The organism is Telluria sp. ZB4P36 (assembly GCF_059685865.1).
The window spans coordinates 18,199-37,488 of record NZ_JCASIE010000024.1 but is presented as its reverse complement, the minus strand read 5'-3'; the positions used below and the strand labels follow the sequence as shown (position 1 = coordinate 37,488).

General features: G+C 60.6%; 16 protein-coding genes. All 16 read right to left on the bottom strand.

Annotated features, from left to right (window positions below; all coding sequences use genetic code 11):
- Positions 1 to 133: 133 nt before the first annotated feature.
- The 16 genes from AC56LK_RS22400 to rfbC all read right to left on the bottom strand — a co-directional run bounded on the left by AC56LK_RS22400 (position 134) and on the right by rfbC (position 19,212).
- Positions 134 to 1,306: a glycosyltransferase family 4 protein gene (locus tag AC56LK_RS22400; RefSeq protein WP_497186679.1), complete on the bottom strand. Its 1,173-nt coding sequence runs from the start codon at positions 1,304 to 1,306 to the stop codon at positions 134 to 136.
- 149 nt (positions 1,307 to 1,455) lie between these two features.
- The gene (gene asnB, locus AC56LK_RS22395) at positions 1,456 to 3,423 is read right to left on the bottom strand and encodes an asparagine synthase (glutamine-hydrolyzing) (RefSeq protein ID WP_497186678.1); all 1,968 of its coding nucleotides are present in this window, start codon (positions 3,421 to 3,423) and stop codon (positions 1,456 to 1,458) included.
- 12 nt (positions 3,424 to 3,435) lie between these two features.
- Positions 3,436 to 4,569 (bottom strand): glycosyltransferase family 4 protein, encoded by a 1,134-nt coding sequence (locus AC56LK_RS22390; protein WP_497186677.1) that lies wholly within the window; start codon positions 4,567 to 4,569, stop codon positions 3,436 to 3,438.
- On the bottom strand, positions 4,538 to 5,815 hold the full coding sequence (locus tag AC56LK_RS22385; RefSeq protein WP_497186676.1) for a hypothetical protein: 1,278 nt from the start codon (positions 5,813 to 5,815) through the stop codon (positions 4,538 to 4,540). Before AC56LK_RS22385 ends, AC56LK_RS22390 begins: the two co-directional genes overlap by 32 nt.
- A gap of 18 nt (positions 5,816 to 5,833) precedes the next feature.
- Positions 5,834 to 6,112: a hypothetical protein gene (locus AC56LK_RS22380; RefSeq protein ID WP_497186675.1), complete on the bottom strand. Its 279-nt coding sequence runs from the start codon at positions 6,110 to 6,112 to the stop codon at positions 5,834 to 5,836.
- On the bottom strand, positions 6,109 to 7,017 hold the full coding sequence (locus tag AC56LK_RS22375) for a glycosyltransferase family 2 protein (RefSeq protein WP_497186674.1): 909 nt from the start codon (positions 7,015 to 7,017) through the stop codon (positions 6,109 to 6,111). Before AC56LK_RS22375 ends, AC56LK_RS22380 begins: the two co-directional genes overlap by 4 nt.
- Positions 7,018 to 7,025: 8 nt before the next feature.
- Entirely contained in the window at positions 7,026 to 8,528 is a 1,503-nt protein-coding gene (locus AC56LK_RS22370; RefSeq protein ID WP_497186673.1) for a lipopolysaccharide biosynthesis protein, read from the bottom strand.
- A complete protein-coding gene (locus AC56LK_RS22365) occupies positions 8,519 to 9,106 on the bottom strand; it encodes an acyltransferase (RefSeq protein WP_497186672.1) in 588 nt (195 codons plus the stop codon). The genes AC56LK_RS22370 and AC56LK_RS22365 overlap by 10 nt, the downstream gene beginning before the upstream one ends.
- Positions 9,107 to 9,109: 3 nt before the next feature.
- Entirely contained in the window at positions 9,110 to 10,222 is a 1,113-nt protein-coding gene (locus tag AC56LK_RS22360; protein WP_497186671.1) for a DegT/DnrJ/EryC1/StrS family aminotransferase, read from the bottom strand.
- A gap of 47 nt (positions 10,223 to 10,269) precedes the next feature.
- Positions 10,270 to 11,289, bottom strand: coding sequence for an SDR family oxidoreductase (locus AC56LK_RS22355; protein ID WP_497186670.1), 1,020 nt, complete (start codon positions 11,287 to 11,289; stop codon positions 10,270 to 10,272).
- Positions 11,290 to 11,305: 16 nt separating this feature from the next.
- The gene (gene tviB, locus AC56LK_RS22350; RefSeq protein ID WP_497186669.1) at positions 11,306 to 12,583 is read right to left on the bottom strand and encodes a Vi polysaccharide biosynthesis UDP-N-acetylglucosamine C-6 dehydrogenase TviB; all 1,278 of its coding nucleotides are present in this window, start codon (positions 12,581 to 12,583) and stop codon (positions 11,306 to 11,308) included.
- Positions 12,584 to 12,620: 37 nt separating this feature from the next.
- The gene (rfbA, locus tag AC56LK_RS22345; protein WP_497186668.1) at positions 12,621 to 13,517 is read right to left on the bottom strand and encodes a glucose-1-phosphate thymidylyltransferase RfbA; all 897 of its coding nucleotides are present in this window, start codon (positions 13,515 to 13,517) and stop codon (positions 12,621 to 12,623) included.
- The gene (gene rfbB / locus AC56LK_RS22340) at positions 13,514 to 14,608 is read right to left on the bottom strand and encodes a dTDP-glucose 4,6-dehydratase (protein ID WP_497186667.1); all 1,095 of its coding nucleotides are present in this window, start codon (positions 14,606 to 14,608) and stop codon (positions 13,514 to 13,516) included. Before rfbB ends, rfbA begins: the two co-directional genes overlap by 4 nt.
- A 128-nt stretch (positions 14,609 to 14,736) precedes the next feature.
- The gene (locus AC56LK_RS22335; RefSeq protein ID WP_497186666.1) at positions 14,737 to 15,933 is read right to left on the bottom strand and encodes a GumC family protein; all 1,197 of its coding nucleotides are present in this window, start codon (positions 15,931 to 15,933) and stop codon (positions 14,737 to 14,739) included.
- A gap of 38 nt (positions 15,934 to 15,971) precedes the next feature.
- On the bottom strand, positions 15,972 to 18,365 hold the full coding sequence (locus AC56LK_RS22330; protein ID WP_497186665.1) for an SLBB domain-containing protein: 2,394 nt from the start codon (positions 18,363 to 18,365) through the stop codon (positions 15,972 to 15,974).
- A gap of 301 nt (positions 18,366 to 18,666) precedes the next feature.
- Positions 18,667 to 19,212, bottom strand: a complete 546-nt coding sequence (gene rfbC / locus AC56LK_RS22325; RefSeq protein WP_497186664.1) for a dTDP-4-dehydrorhamnose 3,5-epimerase — start codon at positions 19,210 to 19,212, stop codon at positions 18,667 to 18,669.
- Positions 19,213 to 19,290: the final 78 nt, after the last annotated feature.

Here is a 19,290-nt window from a genome sequence, read left to right as displayed (position 1 = left end):
AAGACAATTTAAATGGTGGACGAAATTGGACTTGCAATTGAAGCGACCTGTGGTGTGAATCGATAGCAAAAGCCGGTGGGCGAGCCCACCGGCCTGGTAGATATCGACAATTCTTAATCGGAGCGAATCGGGTTCAGGAATTAATCTGTTCGGGCAGGAAGTCAGCCAATTCAGACTGTGCCGTGAACGGCTTGGCGACAGCGTTCAATGCCTGCAGATACTTCTGGATGACGATCTGCTCATCGAACTTCTCTTCGACCATGCGTCGTCCCGCCGCGCCCATCGCCGCCCTGTCTGACGGAGGCAAGGCCATCATTGCCTGCATTTTTCCCGCCAGCGAGGCCGGCGATTTCGCTTCGCACAGCATGCCGGTCAGCTTGTCCTGGACCGCGTCACGGCAACCCACGACATCGGTTGCGATGATCGGGCGGGCCATGGCGGCCGCTTCCAGCAGCGAGCGCGGCACGCCTTCACGGTACGAAGGCAACACGACGCAGTCGGCTGCCGACAGATAGGGACGCACGTCGTCGGTCTTGCCGTGATAGACCACCAGGCCCTCGCTTTGCCAGGCAGCCATCGTGGCGGCAGGTATACCGTTCGGATTGTTCCTGCCATCGGCGCCGAGCAGATGGAATTCCACCGCCGGGTTCTCGCGTCGGACCAGGCGCGCGGCTTCGGCAAATTCTTCGATGCCCTTGTCCTTCAGCATCCGGGCAACCAGCAGGAAGCGGAACGGGCGCTGCGGCGCTGTGTCGACCGGCGCCGGCACATACTGGTCCAGGTTCAGACCCGACCCAGGCAGCAGGCCGATCGCGGCCTGGGGCACGAGGCCGGCCTCGGTGAACAAGTCCAGGTCGTCGGCGTTCTGGAAAAACACCTTGTGCGAGCGCTTCAGGGCAGTCTTGTACAGCGCCTTGACCACCTTGGTAATCAGGCTGTCGCGAATGAAAGTGGCCCCGAGTCCGGCGATATTGTTGACGACCGGGATGCCCAGGGCATGCGCGGCGAGCGAACCATAGATGTTCGGCTTGATGGTATAGCCAAGGAATGCGTGCGGGCGCAATGCGCGCAGCACCGAATAATAACGGGCCAATAGCAGCAGGTCGCGGCCGGGATGGGTGCCGTTGCTGTCCATCGGAAGGTCAATCACCTTGCAGCCGAGTTCCTGGAGACGCTGGGAATACTGGTCGTGGGGCGCAAGCGCAATGACTTCATACCCTGCTTCGATCAGCGCCTGGATCAGCCCGGCGCGAAAGTTATAGACATTCCAAGCAGTGTTAATCGAAATGACAATCTTGCGCTTCATTGGTTTTACCACCATGCAAGTTGCGGCATGCGCCGCCGAATGAGTACACATGAAAATCCGCGCCATGTGGACGCGGATTGTTTTCCGGGGACAACAGAATAACGCAATAGCGAGCTGTTCGCTAACGCAGCGTTATCAACTGTTGCAAATTAACGGTTCTCTTCATACCAAAGTTGGAACATCAGCACGTTCCACAACTGATGTTCCCAGTTGCGCTGGCCACTGAGGTGCTCGTTCCACTTTTGCCGGATCAGGGCCGGGTGGAAGAAACCTTCTTCACGCAGGCGGCCTTCATCGAGCAGGGCCTCCGCCCACTCGCGCAGCGGACCGCGCAGCCATCTTCCGATCGGCACGCCGAAGCCCATCTTGGGACGCTCGATTAGGGCCCGGGGCACGTGGCGGAAAAGGACTTCCCTCAGTACCCATTTGCTCTTTCCGTCGCGCAACTTGAGCGATTGAGGCAAGCGCCAGGCAAACTCGACAACACGATGGTCGAGGAAAGGCACCCGGGTCTCAAGCGAGACTCCCATCGCGGCGCGGTCCACCTTGCAAAGGATATCGTCCGGCAGGTAGGTGAGCATGTCCATCGCCATCATGCGCTCCACGCCCGACAGCTTGTCGAGGGCCGGGGCCTTGCCGTCCAGCAGGGTCGGCGGCAGTTTCGCACCGATCACCACGGAAGCCGGATCGCGCCAGAACGAGACCAGGTTCAGGTACAGCTCGTCGATCGACTTGCTGGACAGGACAGCCGCGCCCTTGTGGATCTTGTCGCCGACGTTGGCATAGCGCGGGGTGCCGCCGCTGATGCGGCGCACGCCGCCCGCCAGCTTGTTCCAGGTGTCCGGCGACAGGGCCATCAGCGAACGGGCCGCCATCTTGCGCAGCGGGACCGGGACCGCGGCAATATTGCTCCACATTTTCTCGGTCATCTGGTAGCGGTTATAGCCGCAGAACAGTTCATCGCCCGCATCGCCGGACAGCGACACTGTCACTTTCTGGCGCGCCAGCTGCGACACCAGGAAGGTCGGAATCTGCGAGGAATCGGCGAAGGGCTCGTCGTACAGCTTCGGCAGGCGCGGAATGACCGCCATCGCCTGCTCGGCAGTCACGTACAGCTCGGTGTGCTCGGTACCCAGGTGGGCCGCGACGCTCTTGGCGTGCTCAGCCTCGTTGAACTCGTCTTCGTGAAAACCGATCGAGAAGGTTTTCACCGGGCGCGCCGATTGCGCCTGCATGAGTGCCACGACGGTGGACGAGTCCACGCCGCCCGACAGGAAGGCGCCCAGCGGCACGTCCGCCATCATCTGCTGGCCGATGGCATCCTTGAGCAAGGCTTCGAGTGCATCGACCGCCTGTTCCGGCGTACCGGCGAAGGGCTCGCGCACGCCTGCCTCGGCCACCGCCGCGGCCGACCAGTAGGCCTCCACCTTCGGCTCCGGCGCCGACAGCGAGATGGTCAGCAGGCTTGCCGGCGGCAGCTTGGCGATGCCCTCGTAGATCGAGTAGGGGGCCGGAATGTAGTTGTGACGCAGCTGCAGCGCCAGCGCACCGCGGTCGATCCGGTTCTCGAAAGCCGGATGGGCGCGCAAGGCCTTCAGTTCGGAGCCGAACAGGAATACCGCATCGGCGCCCTTGCCCTGCCAGCCGTAGTACAGCGGCTTTTCACCGAGCCGGTCGCGCCCCAGTACCAGCACGTTCTGGTCGCGGTCCCAGATGGCAAAGGCGAACATGCCGATGGCGCGCCTGGCCGTCCCTTCGATTCCCCAGGCATCGAAACCGGCCAGCAGGGTTTCGGTATCCGAATGACCGCGCCATGCCGGGGCCTGGCCGGCGGCCTGCAGCTCCTCGCGCAACAGCATGTGGTTGTAGATTTCGCCATTGAAGGCAATGACATAACGTCCCGAGGCCGAAGGCATCGGCTGATGACCGGCCGGCGACAGGTCGACGATTGCCAGGCGGCGGTGCCCGAGGCCGATATGCTGTTCAGGATCGTTCCATGCGCCGCCATCGTCCGGTCCGCGTGTCACGATCGTGTCCGTCATGCGATTAAGCATGGCCTGATTGTCGGCCGACCCGTCTTTGCCATTGCCACCTAAGAAACCTACAAATCCACACATGCGCTGCCCGCTCTATCGATTATTTAAGACACGTTGATAAACTGCTTCGAATCGTTCGCGAGCACGATCGATCGTGAACTCCGCGTTGATCCGTTCCTTGGCCTGCTGCCCCAGCGCGGCCCGGTCGGCTGGCGCAAGCGCCAGCACCTTTCCCAGGCCATCGGCCAGCGCGGCCTCATTTTCCTTGGGTACGACGACTCCGGTACTTCCCACCAGCAAAGCCGCATCGCCCACATTCGTGACCACGCACGGCACGCCGACCGCCATCGCCTCGCCCACCACGTTCGGGAAACCCTCGGTGCGCGACGAGAGGCAGAACACGTCCATCGCTGCCAGGCAGGCTGGCACGTCGCTGCGTTCGCCGAGCAGCGTGAAGCGGGCAGCATAGCCGGTCTGCGCGATCCAGCCCATCAGTTCCGCATTGGCACCGTCGAGGCCGCGTCCGACCATCAGGAAGCGGACCTTCGGATGGCGCGCTGCGAGCAGTTCCGCCGCGCGGACAAAATTACGGTGATCCTTGGCTGCGTTGAAGCGGCCGACCGTCCCGACCACGATCTCGTCGCCTGCAAACGCACAGGCTGTCCTCACCTGCCGCCCCATCTGGGCGCCGGCCCGGAAGTGATCCAGATCGAAACCGTTGGGAACGACAACCATCTTGGCGGCGTCGTAGCCGACCGCCACATGAGCATCGCGCGAGGCCGCCGCCGCACAGGCAATGGCGTCGGGAATGCGGCGTGACAGCCGGGCGCACAGCCGCATGACGGCGACCGTGCTTCGGCTGTTGCCAGCGCCCACATCGGTGGTACGGATCCCCCAGATGACCTTGCGCTGCCCCGCAAGCCATGCCGCCAGCCCGCCCAGCAGGTCGGCGTGGTACATCCAGGTCTGCACGATGTCGGGCTGTCTTGCGCGGAATATGCGGATCAGCGCCAGGATGATCCGCGGGGCGTCTAGTACCGACTTCATACCCAGGGCATCGACTTCGATACCGGTCTTGCGCAGTTCCGCGCCGATCGGGCCGAGCCCGGTGAGGGACACGACCGAATGCCGCGGAGCCTGTCCTGTTTGGGGAGCCGAGACCAGACGCTTGAGCATCAGCTCGGCGCCGCCGACATTAAGCCCTACTATTATATGAATTACGCGCATTGCCCTGCCGACTCAGTAAGACCATTGCTGCGCCGGATAGCAAGAAACAGACGCGGGCAGCAAAGTTTTGATATAAAAAAGGCTCTTTGACCTCGACGATGAACATGAAGACCAGGATCGAACCGGCCAGCCAGGAAAAGCGGGGATCGATCTTCCTTAGTTTCAGCAACATATTCGCCAGCAAGCCGTACAACAACATACTGCCGATCAAGCCAACGGTCATGATCGATTTGACGTAACCGGAATCGCTTCGTGGATACAGCCGGCCATCGCCTTCGAAGTAGCCGATCCCCAAGAATAAATGGGCGACGTTGTCGGGAAGAAACAGCATGGTTCCCAGGTCGTCCGAGGACGTGGAACTGACTTCCCCCGACATCAGGCCGTCAACCCACTCGAAGGCCCAGAGGGCGGCCTCCGGATCCAGTTCGAAACTGATCGCATACTGCAGGAACAGGCCGAACGAGAAGATCAGGAGGAGCGAGGCGGTGAGGCCCTTGATCCCGCTGCGCATGAACCTGGTCAGGACCATTCCCAACAGTACGGCGAAGAAGACAAGGCCGAAGATCAAGCCTGTTCGTCCGGTGAAGATGTTGGACAACACGATGAGCAGCGCCATCAGCACCGCCGTCACCGCGCCCAATTTCCTTGAATGGAACAGGAAGATGATCAGCAGGACGCCGATGGCGTTCACGATCGACAAGGCTGCTCCACCCGCGGAAGCCAGGCCGCGCAGGCGGAACGGGTGGTCGGCATAATTGATGTTGGCCGCGGCGTCGATATACAGGAGCGACTCGATCGCGTCTTTCACTGGCGGAATGAAGTACTCGAGGGCGATGACCAGCGAGTTGAAAAAGATGGCGCTGACGATCAGGCCGATGATGAAAAAGACCAGATCCTTGCCGACCACATTGTTTTTCACGAGCAATTCAGCGAAGAACCAGGTGCAGACGATGCTGACCGTGACCGAGATGCAGATATTGACAAAATAAATCGGATCATGGTCGTAGAAAACTGCCAGCACGGCGCTGTACATGGCAAAACAGGTAAAGATAGCAAACAGGTGCAGCAAAGGCCGTGGAACCGTCAGGCTACCACGCGCCTTGATTGCCAGGACCGACACGCACAGGACGACCACCATCCCCATGCTGACACCGCCGGCGACATTCAGCCGTGGAGCAAAGAGGAAGAAAAAAACCGCCAGGAAAGCCAGAGCGGTCCTGAACGGGGACATGGAGTGACTGATCATTTCCAGCTCTCGGGCGTCTCAGGACAAACGTGCGGGCACGGCCGTCCGCTCGTAGCGTGCAAGCTGCTTACCGGACGCGGCATGACTCATCACGGACGCGTGTTCGCGCAATACGTGCAGGTGGCCTTTCGCCAGATTGCGGTAGCGCCTGGCCATGCCGGCGCTCGACGACAGACGCGGGTGGTGACTGCTATAGCAGCCCCGCACGGCCAGATGTTCCAACTTCGCTACCTCTTCTTTCGCTGCGTGTGCGCCGACTCTCCGTACTGCGTCGGACTGCGACGTCTCGTTGCTCATGTTTTCGATGGCCCTTGCAAGGGGGAGCTAAACATCCTGGCATAACGCAAGGCCGCCAGAAAGTCGATGAAACACATCGGGGTGAATACGGTGGCAAAACCGCGCATGGATTGCTTCAGGGTCGGACGGCGATAATATATGTCGCCTAGCATCAGGCGCAGCATGTGCGCCGCAATCGCCCGGCGACTGCGCGGGAAGCGCTGGGCCAGGGTCGTCAGGTTGCTCAACAGGATGCTGCGCGTTTTGAAGCCGGCACTGGATATGCCGACGTTTGCGCGGTACACGCCGTGAACACCGGGCAGGTGTCGACCGGTGCCGAAAGCGAGCTGGTGAGCGTCAATGAAATAATCGAGAAACTCCGGCTCGCTTGTCTCGTCGAATTTGTGTTGAGCACGGTACATCTTGGAACTATGGCAAGCGACCGAACCGATTGACAGCAAATCGCCTTGCGTGATCCCGGCAGCAGGAAGCAGCTTGACGTCGATCAGATCGTCGGCCAGGCGGCCCTTGCTATCGTCGAGAAACTTCATCCTATGCCAGACAATCGCGCATTCCGGATGAGCGTCCAGAAAATCGCTTTGCGCCTGCAGCTTTCCAGGCAAGGCGTAATCGTCGCCGTCGACATGCGCGATGTACTGCCCCTTGGCTTGCGCATGCACCGCCAGGTAATTCTGGTAGGGACCCAGGTTTTGCGGCGGATAGACTGGCTTGACCAGGCCGACATAGCGCTCCGTGAATTCCCGGACGATGTCGCGGGTGGCGTCGGTGGAACAGTCGTCGGCGACAAGGATCTCGAAGTCGAAATCGGTCTTCTGGTCGACTAGGCTTTGCAGGCAATCGCGGATGTATCTTTCGTGATTGTATGCAACGACGCACACCGACACTTTTGGAAAATTAACTTTCATGTTTCTCTTCAGATGGCAGGACACAGTTTTTGCATAAAGCGCTGACGTACGCTGGCGATACTCGACAGCGCGACGAACAACACGATCGTACTGATCACGGCGATTTCCAGGGCCACCAGGAGCCTGTCGGCCGGCCAGTGCGACAAGAGGCTTGCCGCCACCGTTCCGGCAATCGAACACAGGGCAGTCACACCCACGTACTTCGACAGCCATGCCGCATGCATGCCGGTAGCCAGTCGGCTATGGACCAGCGGCACCCACGCCACGAAATAGATCAGGTTCGCGCATAGCCATACATAGCCGGCGCCCGTCATGCCGTAGCTGGACGTCGCCAGCACCAGGGCAGGGATAAGGAACAGGACGAACAGCAGATTGCCGATCAGGTGCAGGCGCAGCCTGCCTTTGGCGAACTGCAGGTAATATGGAAACGCCCCGAGCGCCAGTACGCCATTTCCCAGTGCATAAAGCCGCAGGACGCCAGCGGCGCTTTTGGCGATTTCGCGGTCACCGGTCCATGCCCACAGCACCTGTTCTGGGAAGAATGCCAGCACCAGGGCCGCGGGAATGGCAATCGCGGTGACGAATTGCGTGGCTTTACAATAGAGTTCGCGCAGACCGGATTCGTCCCCTTCCGCCGCCAGTTTGGTCAAGCGCGGCAACAGCGCGCCACTGATCGGCCCACTGATGATGCTGACCCCGCTGGCGACGAGAACGGCCAGTGTGAAGTGCGCGTAATCCGATAGCGACAGGAACTTGGACAGCAGCAGTTTATCGGTTTGCGTAACAAGAATCCACACCGAGCCCGTGAACGCAATATTCAAGGAAAACCCTAGCACCTTTTTCAGCTCGGTCCATTGGGCGGCATCCGCCTGGCGCCCTGATGCTTTCGGGAACAGGGCGTAGGTTTTTTGTATCAGCAGCAGCAACTCCACCACTGCGACGGCCAGCTGGTAGCCGAAGAATTCGACGGGACTCGTTCCCACATAAATGAAGAACGGGACGACGAGGACGAAGCGCAGGGTCGCGAAAACGATGTTAAAGCCACTCAGCCATACCAGCTGCTCGAAGCCGTTGATGGCGCCACGGTACAAGCCGGCCATCCAGCGCAGGGCCACGATCAGGCCCATCAGGGCAATGGACGTCGCCACCTGGTCCATCGGCAGCGTTTCAACCTTTAGCCAGGTCGTCGCCAGCATTTGCGCGGACAACATGATCGCAATGGCGCCTAGGGCGGCCAGCGCGACGAAAATCATTTCCAGTGCGCGCAGCAGAGCACGCAGGTTATCCCCGCCGATGGCCCCGCCACGGAAGCGGGCACTTTCCCGCGACATGGTAGGCGTCAGCCCGAGGTCGAGCAGCTGGAACCACACCTGCAACATGGCGAAAAACCCGACCAGGCCATACGCCTCCAATCCCATGTAGCGCACATACATGGGCACCATCACGATGCCGATGAGGGTTACATAGATCTGGCTTGCGTAGCTGGAAAGGATGTTGCGTTTCAGAGACATTCTGTTTGCCCGGTTCCGCGTGTTTCGTGGAAACGGCGCTCCAGGTCGAGGAGATCGCGTTTTCGCTCGCGTATCCGTCTGGCCGGACTACCGGCATAGATTCCGAATGCCGCACAGTCGCGGTTGATCAGGCTGAGTGCTCCGACTGCCACGCCCTCCTCCAGCGTCACGCCGGGAAGGACGACACTCCCACTGCCGACGATGACATGCTTTTCCAGCACGACATCCGCTTGGAAAACGGCAGTGTACTCGGCCGGCAACGTCGGATTAGTCATCGCCGCGCCGGAATAATCGTCGCTACTCGAATAAATGGATACCCGCGACGACACATTGCAGAAATCGGCGAGCGAGATGCGGCCTGCGCCGATCATGGACGAATAGACAGCGATGTGGACGTGATCGCCGATGCGGATGCCGCCGGTGCCGGCCGATAGGACGCAAAAGTCGTCGATCCGTACATTGTTGCCGAGTTCAATCGCGGCGCAGTTGTAGAACGACGCACGGTCGGAAATGCGGACGTTGTCGCCGACGCTGCGAAACCCCATTTGTTCAATTGCCGCACGGCTCAGGATGGCCATCGCTTATACCTTCCTGATCAAGGACGCAATGCGTTCGACGTCTTCGAACGGCAAGGTCGGATAAATCGGCAGGCACATCACGCGCGAGGCCGCCTGGGACGCGACCGGCAAATTCTCCGGGCGTGCCGACGGCAAGCCGCGGTACATGGGGAAGTCGCTGATCAAGGGATAGAAATAGCGCCGCGCGAACACGTTTTCCTCACGAAGCCTTGCATACAGCGCGTCGCGGGACAACGGGAATTCCGAACCGACCAGGATCGGGAAATACGAATAGTTCGCCACTTTCTCGCCCGCATCGTCCAGGCATTCGATGCCCTTGATGCCGGCAAGCTGCTTGCGGTAGAGCTGGTCGATGTCGCGGCGGCGTGCGATCGCGTCGTCGACCTCGCGCAGCTGGAGCATGCCGAAGGCGGCGTTGATCTCGCTCATCTTGCCGTTGATGCCGGGCGCGACCACCGTGGTCTCGTCCACGAAACCGAAGTTCTTCAACTGGTCGATGCGCAGCTTCGTCTTCGCATCCGGGCAGATGATCGCGCCGCCTTCGAAGGTATTGAAGACCTTGGTTGCATGGAAGCTCAGCACGGACAAGTCGCCGTAGCGCAGGATGCTGCCCTTGTCGTTGTGGACACCGAAAGCGTGGGCGGCGTCGTAGATGACTTTCAGGTTGTAGTTGTCGGCGATTTTCTGGATCGCGTCGACGTCGCAGGGGTGGCCGTAGCAGTGCACCGGCATGATCGCCGTCGTCTGCGGGGTAATCGCCGCCTCGATCCTGGCCGGATCCAGGTTCAGCGTGTCTGGATGGACGTCAGCGAAGACCGGCTTGATGCCGTTCCACAGCAAGGAGTGAGCGGTGGCGACGAACGAATAAGGAGTCGTGATGACTTCGCCCGTGATGCGCAGCGCCTGCAAGGCCGTTACCAGTGCGATGGTCGCATTGCTGAACAGGGCAAGGTGCTCGACGCCGAGGTATTCGCACAGGGCTCTTTCCAGCTGCTGGTGGAAGGGCCCGCCATTGGTCAGGATCTTGTTATCCCAGATTTTTTGCAGGTAGGGATAAAAGTCTTCCAGCGGCGGCAGGCTCGGCTGGGTCACGTAGATGGGTTTGTTATCGCTCATGGTTACTCAATTCGTCGTAAGTGCATCGCTACGGGCCGGCGCGCCGCTCAGCGGTTCGCCACGTACCAGGGCATGGCTTTCTCGAGGCCACTGCGGATGTCGTGGCTCGGAGCGTAGCCGAGACGCTGCGCCGCCTTGGAAATGTCAGCCTGCGAATGGCGGACGTCACCGGCGCGGAAGTCGCCGTACACCGGCGCCTTCGCATAGTCGACGCCGAGCTCACCGAGAACCTCTTTCAGGTTCTTGACCAGGTCGTTCAGGGTGGTAATGCCGCCCACGGCGACGTTGTACACCTCGTTCCTGTCGGCGTCGTCCGCAGTCGCCGCCAGCAGGTTGGCCTGCACCACGTTCTCGATGAAGCAGAAGTCACGGCTGGTTTCACCGTCACCATTGATGACGATATCCTCGTTGGCCAGCATCGCCGCGACCCATTTCGGGATCACCGCGGCGTAGGCGCCGGCCGGGTCCTGGCGCTTGCCGAAGACGTTGAAATAGCGCAGGCCGATGCTCTTGAAGCCATAGCTGCGTGCGAAGACATCCGCATACACCTCGTTGACGTACTTCGTCACGGCGTAGGGGGACAGCGGCTTGCCGATGTGCTCCTCGACCTTCGGCAGCGCGGGATGGTCGCCATAGGTCGAGCTCGACGCGGCATACACGAAGCTCTTCACCCCGGCGTCGCGCGCCGCGGTCAGCATGTTCAGGAAGCCGGTGACGTTGACTTCGTTGGTCGTCAGCGGATCCTTCAGCGAGCGCGGCACGGAACCGAGCGCGGCCTGGTGCAGCACATGGTCGACGCCGGCGGTGGCGGCCTGGCAGGCCACCAGTTCGCGGATATCGCCTTCGATCAGCTTGAATCGCGCCCAGCGCTCGGCGCCGACGAGCGTCGCCACTTCGTCGAGGTTGCGGCGGTGTCCCGTAGCGAAGTTATCCAGGCCCACCACGACCTGGTTTAGCATCAGCAGGGTCTCGACCAGGTTCGAGCCGATGAAACCGGCGCAGCCGGTCACCAGCCAAGTACGCGGCCCTGCGGCCAGCTCTTGTCGCAGTTGTTGGTAAGGGTTCATGCTTTCACCGATCGGCTTAGAGACGGATATCCGCTTCGCCCTTCGGCAACAGATACTTGAGGTCGAACAGGATGTGTTCGTCCTTGCCGAAGGCGCGCAGGCCCGCTGCGCCGATCTCCGCGAATTCGCGGTGCGCCACGGCGAGGACGATGGCATCGTACTTGCCGGCCACCGGTGCGCTGACCGGGGTGATGCCGTACTCGTGCTGGGCGCCCTCGACGCTGACCCAGGGGTCGTAGACGTCGACGTTGACGTCGTAGTCCTTCAGCTCGTTGATGATGTCGATCACCTTGGTGTTGCGCAGGTCCGGGCAGTTTTCCTTGAAGGTCAGGCCCATCACCAGCACGTTGGCGCCGTCGACCTGGATGCGGCGCTTCAGCATCTGCTTGACCAGGCGGCTGACGACGTGCGCGCCCATGCTGTCGTTGATACGGCGACCCGCCAGGATCACCTGCGGATGGTAGCCGATCGACTCGGCCTTGTGGGTCAAGTAGTAGGGATCGACGCCGATGCAATGGCCGCCGACCAGGCCGGGACGGAATGGCAGGAAGTTCCACTTGGTGCCAGCCGCTTTCAGCACGTCTTCGGTATCGATGCCCATCTTGCCGAAGATGATGGCCAGTTCGTTCATCAGCGCGATGTTCAGGTCGCGCTGCGTGTTTTCGATCACCTTGGCCGCTTCGGCGACGCGCACCGACGAGGCCTTGTGGGTGCCGGCAGTGATGATGCTGGCGTACAGGGCGTCGACGAAATCGGCAATTTCCGGGGTCGAGCCGGAGGTAACCTTGGTGATGGTCGTCAGGCGGTGCAGCTTGTCACCCGGGTTGATGCGCTCGGGGCTGTAGCCGACGAAGAAGTCTTCGTTGAACTTCAGGCCCGACACGCGCTCGATGACCGGGACGCAGTACTCTTCGGTCGCGCCCGGATACACGGTCGATTCGTATACGACGACGTCGCCTTTCTTGATCACCTTGCCCAGAGTTTCCGACGCCTTTTGCAGCGGCGTCAGGTCCGGTTGCTTGTGCTCGTCGATCGGGGTCGGCACGGTCACGATGTACACCTGAGCGTCACGCAGATCTCCCGGATTGGTCGTGTAACGCAGGTGCACGGCTTCGCGCAGCTCGTCCGCATCGGTCTCGAGCGTGTGGTCGACGCCACTCTTCAGTTCCGCGACGCGGGTCTGGTTGATGTCAAAGCCCGTGGTCGGGAATTTGCGGCCGAATTCGACTGCCAGGGGCAGACCGACATATCCAAGGCCAATGATTGCGATGCGAGTATCGACGGAAAGTTTCATGACAAAAGCTTTATAAAGGTAATGGTTCTGCTCGTATTCAGAACAGTTTTTCATTCAGGAGGCGCAGCAGGTACTGGCCGTATTCATTCTTGCGCAGTGGCTGGGCGAGTGCCTCGAGCTGGCTCGCATCGATGTAGCCCTTGCGGAATGCAATCTCTTCGGGACACGCCACTTTCAGGCCCTGGCGGTGCTGGATCGTGGCGATGAACTGGCCTGCCTCGAGCAGCGAATCGTGGGTGCCGGTGTCGAGCCACGCCATGCCGCGGCGCATGAGTTCCACATTGAGCTGGCCCTGCGCCAGGTAGGCGCGGTTGAGGTCGGTGATTTCGAGTTCGCCGCGCGCCGATGGCTTGACGTCTGCGGCGATATCGCACACCGTGTTGTCGTAGAAATACAGGCCCGTCAGCGCGTAATTCGACTTGGGCTGCTGCGGCTTTTCTTCGATGCTGATGGCACGTCCCTCTGGACCGAATTCCACCACGCCATAACGTTCGGGATCGTGCACATGGTAAGCGAACACGGTCGCTCCCTGTGTCCGGTCCGCGGCGACGCGCAATTGCATTTCGAAATCATGGCCGAAGTAGATATTGTCGCCCAAAATCAGCGCCGACGCCTGGTTGCCGATGAATTCGCGGCCGATGATGAACGCCTGCGCCAGCCCGTCCGGGCTGGGCTGCACGGCGTAGCTGAGGCTGAGGCCCCACTGGCTGCCGTCACCCAGCATTTCCTGGAATCGCGGGGTGTCCTGGGGCGTGGAGATGATCAGGATATCGTCGATACCCGCCAGCATCAGAGTCGTCAGCGGATAGTAGATCATCGGCTTGTCGTACACCGGAAGCAGCTGCTTCGAGACCGACATCGTAACCGGGTACAGTCGCGTGCCCGAGCCGCCCGCCAGGATGATGCCTTTGCGCCGGATTGCCTGGGCGTTCATGTGCCCTCCCCGTGCCGGCGCCCGGCATAGTTCTTTTCGACCCACTTCAGGTAGTCGCCGGACTGCACGTTGCGCACCCATGCGTCGTTGGCCAGATACCATTCGACCGTCTTGCGGATACCGGTTCCGAAGGTTTCGGCCGGTTTCCAGCCCAGCTCGCGCTCGATCTTGCGGGCATCGATCGCATAGCGGCGATCGTGGCCGGGGCGGTCCTGCACGAAGGTGATCTGGCTGCGGTAGCTGGCCGGAGTTCCGTCCGCATTCGCCGCCTTGGGTGCGAGTTCGTCCAGGATGTCGCACAGCGTGTGCACGACCTCGAGATTGGCCTTTTCGTTCCAGCCGCCGACGTTGTACACCTCGCCGACACGGCCGTCCGCCAGCACGCGACAGATCGCCGCGCAGTGGTCGCCAACGTACAGCCAGTCGCGCACCTGCTGTCCGTCGCCATAGATCGGCAAGGGCTTTCCTGCGCGCGCATTGGCGATGACGAGCGGGATCAGCTTTTCCGGGAAATGATAGGGGCCGTAATTGTTCGAGCAGTTGGTGGTCAGCACCGGCATGCCGTAGGTATGGTGGTAAGCCCGGACCAGGTGGTCCGAGGCGGCCTTGGAGGCCGAATACGGGCTGTTTGGTGCGTACCGCGTGGTTTCGGTGAACGGCGCATCGTCCGGCCCCAGAGTGCCGTAGACCTCGTCGGTCGAGACGTGCAGGAAGCGGAATGCTGCCTTGTTGGCCGGTTCCAGGGCCGTCCAGTAGGCGCGCGCCGCTTCCAGCAGGCTGAAGGTGCCGTTGACGTTGGTCTGGATGAAGGCAGCGGGACCGTGGATCGAACGGTCCACATGGCTTTCGGCGGCAAAATGCACGATCGCGCGTGGCCGATGTTCCGCCAGCAGGCGCGCCACGTGTTCGGTGTCGCAGATGTCACCCTGCACGAACAGGTGCGCCGGCGTGTTGTCGAGTGCTGCCAGATTGTTGAGATTGCCCGCGTACGTGAGCTTGTCGAAGTTCAGCACCGGCTCAGCGGATTGCGCCAACCAGTCCAGTACGAAGTTCGATCCGATAAATCCGGCTCCGCCAGTAACAAGAATCATTGTATTTATAAGCTAGAGATGACGCCCAGAAGGCGCCGGGAATATGTGCCTGTAGCAGCTATACGTTTGTCTGCCTGCCGGCGGCAGTGAGTGAGACCGCTGTGCGCGCCCCAAGCATGACCAATGTCTTATCTGACCGCCAGATACGATTTCAACGCAGCCATTTTTGCGAAACCATCCGGAGAGGCTGCTGCACGCTGCTTTGCCTCACGGAAGAATGCCCACAAAACAGCAAACATGAAGGCCACGAAGGTCGTCAGCATCACGATCAGGGCGCGGCGCGGCTTGGAACGGCGTTCCGGATCGATGGCCGGGTCCAGTACCTGGATGATCGGCGGGTCCTTGGCTTCATCCAGGCGCGCGACTTCATACTGCTTCGCCAGCAGCTCGTACAGCATCTGATAGTACTTCAGGTCACGCAGGATCTTGACACTCTCTAGGCCGCCCTGGCCGGCACTCGATTCCGTCGAGACAGCGCCTACCCTGCCGTTTTCCAGCTTGGAAATCTCTGCACGCAATCCGGCCAACTCCTGCTCGGCACGGCGGAATTCAGGGTTGCTGGAAGTGAAGAATGAACGCATAGAGCTCAGCTGGATTTCCTTGGCCGATGCCTGGGCCCTCAGCCTGGCAACGGTCTCGACGATAGCGCGGCTCTCCGCGTCGACACTGATCACGCCACGGGCATCGAGGCCGCCCTTGAGCGCACGCTCGGCTTTCGCCAGCTGGTCCCGTGCCGTCTCGAGCTGACGTTCGAAGAACACGCGCCGCTGCGCCGCTTCGGTCACTGCGAGCACCTTGGTCAGGCTGAGCAGCTCGGTGACATAGGCATTGGCCATCGGTGCGACGAGCTTCTGGTCGCGTCCTTCGACGGAAATGGTGATCAGGCCATCCTTGCCTGCAGAAATGGTAGTCGACTCGGCCAAGTGCGTACGTGCTTCATCCTGCGACGTGGTGTCATAGACCTGTTTCAGCTTGAAGCGGTCGACCAGCTTGTCGGCGACGGTCCGGCTACGCAACATGCCCACGTACAAGTCGTTCGGGTTCTTCAGGCCTGCAATGCCGCCGGCAGCGCCTACGATGCCGCCCAACTGCGACAACAGCATCGACGCGCTCGACTGGTTCTGCTGCGGCGGCATGACCCGGGTGCTCGCCTCATAGGTGCTCGGCAGAACGAGGCTCACGACGATGGCAAGCACGGCCGCGCTGAACGTCAGCCAGAAAATGGATTTTTTGCGCTTGGCGAGAACGATCAGGATATCCAGAACGTTGATTTCGTTGGCGTGCGCCACCTGGCCTTCATCAACCGCCGTTGTTTGCTGTTTCATGCTGTTGGTTCGCTCATACGAATTGGCTTCGGGTGACATCAATCACGCAGCGTCTTGATCGCCGCTGCACCAAGGCCGAAGTTTGCAAAAATCTGCGCCCACTCACGTGTGCCCTTCATGAATTTCGTCCATTTTGTTTCGCGGTCGAATTTCTCGGGAATGACAACACTGTCGCCCGGCATGACTTCCAGTCCGCCAATACTGTCAAACAGCCAATTACCCGATTCGCGCGAAACGACGCTACCGTCGGCTCGGATAACGAACGTCTCATCGATATCTGCGTCCGAAGTTACCCCTGCTACTTTTAAGTAATCCTTGATGCGTGCATTCGGCTTCCACAGCGCAGAAGACTCCGCGTTGACTGCGCCAAATACATGAACGAAAGCCGGCGTTGCTGGCACAATCAGACGGTCGCCGTTTTCAAGCTTTACTTGTGGAATACGGCTGAACGAACGTTCCTTCGGATCCAGATTGAAGGCAATCCGGCCAGTAGGCTTCAACTGGCGGAACTGCTCGATTCTCTGACGGGCCAGTGCGGCCTGGGCCTGCTGCTGTGCTTCAATCATTTGCGGGTTGACCGTGGCAAGTGCCTGTTGGTTTGCAACCGCTTGGCTCTGCTCGCTCGTGAGCTGGGCCTCGAGGCGGCGCGCCGCTTTTTCCAGGTTGATCTCCTGTTCCTTGCGCACGGTCTCACGGTGAAATGCAGTCCCGAACAGGTAGGCGTTCGCGGTTGGGCCGCCAGCCTTGGCCAACAAGCTTTGCAGCGTGTCGCCCGCGCTCATCTGGTAGACGCCCGGAATCTTAACTTCACCCTCGATGCGCACTAGTACGCGTCGTTTGTCCATGGGTACGGCCACATCCTGCTGCGAGAAGACTGTGACGGTGTCGCCCGGCTGGAGCTCGATGTTGTCCGCACCTGCGGGGTTGGCGAATACGTTGCCCAAGTTGAATGGAACCAAGGTAACCGAGAGATCGCTACGGTTGATGCGCTCGACCACCGCATAATCCCAGTTCACTTCGTCGACCAGGTTCCCCACGCTTGCCGCAATGGTATCGACGCGTTCATTCGTCACCTGCTCGTCCTGGCCGGTGGAGACGACCTCGTTCTGCCGCTTCACCGATGCACGGGTGATCAGGTAATCCCGGCTCGGAATCAGATCACTCACGCGCATGCCCTGCTTGAATGGTGCGCGGACCGGCTGGTCTACATTACCTCGCAGGATCACCGCGTTCGAGAATTCCGGCGTGATGGAGGTGATGTTCAGCACATCGCCATTTTTCAAGGGACGCTTCAGGTTGGCAGAGTCGAGCGCGAACTGCTCGACGCTGCGAGGGCGACTCTTGGTCGGGTCGATGCGCTCGAGGAAGGCGCGGCGCGGGTCGGCAACCACCGGCATGCCACCGGCGAAATCGAGCATCGATTCGACGGTGTCACTGCCGGTCTTGAGTTCGTACACCGCGGGGCTGTTGACCTTGCCGACGAGTGCGACATAGCCGGAGACCGGCGGAATGTAGATCGAATCGCCGTCCTGCAGCTTGACATCGGCCGACTTGTCGCCTTTCGCAATGAAGGCATACAGGTCGAGCTCGGTGACGACGCGGCCGGCCCGCTTCACCTGGACCCGGCGCATGCTGCCGTTGGCGTTCGGCCCGCCGCTGGCGAACAATGCGGTCACGAGGGTCGACAGGCTCGATACGGTATAGGTACCCGGACGGTTGGCTTGGCCGACCACATACACCGTGATTGCCCGCAGCTGACCAAAGTTCACGCTGACGGTGACACCTTTGTACAGCCTGGCGATGGCGCCGCGGATGACGCCATCGGCGTCACCCGCCTTCACGCCAGCCAGCACGACCGCGCCGATGGTTGGGATCGTGATCGTGCCATTACGGTCGATCGTCGCGCGGAAGTCGATGTCGATGGTTCCCCAGCCGCGGATCAGGAGCTCGTCGCCCGGGCCGAGCACGTACTCGGATGGAACCGGCGCGTTCAGGATCGGGGCGAAGGTCGACGGGGCGTTCGCAAAGAAATTGGCACCGAAAATGGGAAGATCCTGACCAACGCTGTCGAAAATAAATTTCTGGAATTCGGTCTGAACCCCTGTCTGCTCCTTGTCCTCGACAGGCTCACGGCCCGGCACCTGGCGCCCTCGCGGCGCACCCTCCGGGTCCTGCACCTGCAGCCCCCGAGAAATCCGGGACGCCTGGCGCGTCTGCACGGGTGACGGGGACGGCGCAACCGACGCGGTCGCGGGAGTAACATTGGTGATCGACAATCGACGCGACTGGGGCGGCGTGGCGGTAGACGGAGCTGCGGTGGCCGGCTCTTGGCCAAACATCTCGTCGGAGCGCGCCGACGACTCTTGAGCAGATGCAATGGTCGAAGCGGCGCTGATAGCCAGCGCAACAGCGCGGAGCAAAATCTTGGACATATGATACTCGGGAAAGAAGAACGGTAACAGTCGGATAACCTAGAATTATATCCTCCTTGCGCGTCTCCTGCACAGTAAGAAATTGTCCGCGCCAAATAAAATCGCTGCCGCACAACAATCAATCTCCCTTGAAAGCACACGTAACGCCTGTACGATATTGATCAAATAAGAGTTGCTTTAGGTTGATGCGCGACAAATGGTTTTTTTTGTTACATTGTGTGAAAATCCGATAATTTAAGGTTTATCCATAACAAAGGGTTATAGACCAATTGTCGTAAAACTGTAAGCCCACTGCGGGGATTCAGGGAAAAACCTCGGCGTCTTGCAGGCACAGGCCCTGCCCGTCCTTGGCCGATACCAGTGGCGCGTGTGCAAGAGGCCAGTCGATATTCAATGCCGGATCGTTCCAGGCGATGCAGCGCTCGTTCTCCGGGGCGTAATAGTCGGTCAGCTTGTAGACGACCTCGGCCGAGTCGGACAAAACAAGGAAACCATGGGCGAACCCTTCGGGAACCCACAGCTGCGCCTTGTTCGCGGCGCTCAGGATCTCGCCAGTCCACTGGCCAAAGCTCGGCGAGGATCGGCGCATGTCGACCGCCACGTCGAAGACGCTGCCCCTGACAACCCGTATCAGTTTCCCTTGCGACTGCCGCACCTGGTAGTGCAGGCCGCGCAGCACGTTGTGCAACGATGTCGAATGGTTATCCTGCACGAAGCTCACCCTGCGGCCGACCGCTTCCTCGAAGCGCGCCTGGTGGAAGCTCTCGTAGACCTCGCCGCGCGTGTCACTGAACACGCGCGGCTCGATTCGCAGGACGTCGGGAATGGAAAGACGGGTGAAGCGCATCAGTACACCGCCTTGCCGGCTCCGGCGAGCATCGGCTGTTTCGACACTGCCTGCCTCACGGGGTAAGGATGCCTCGCG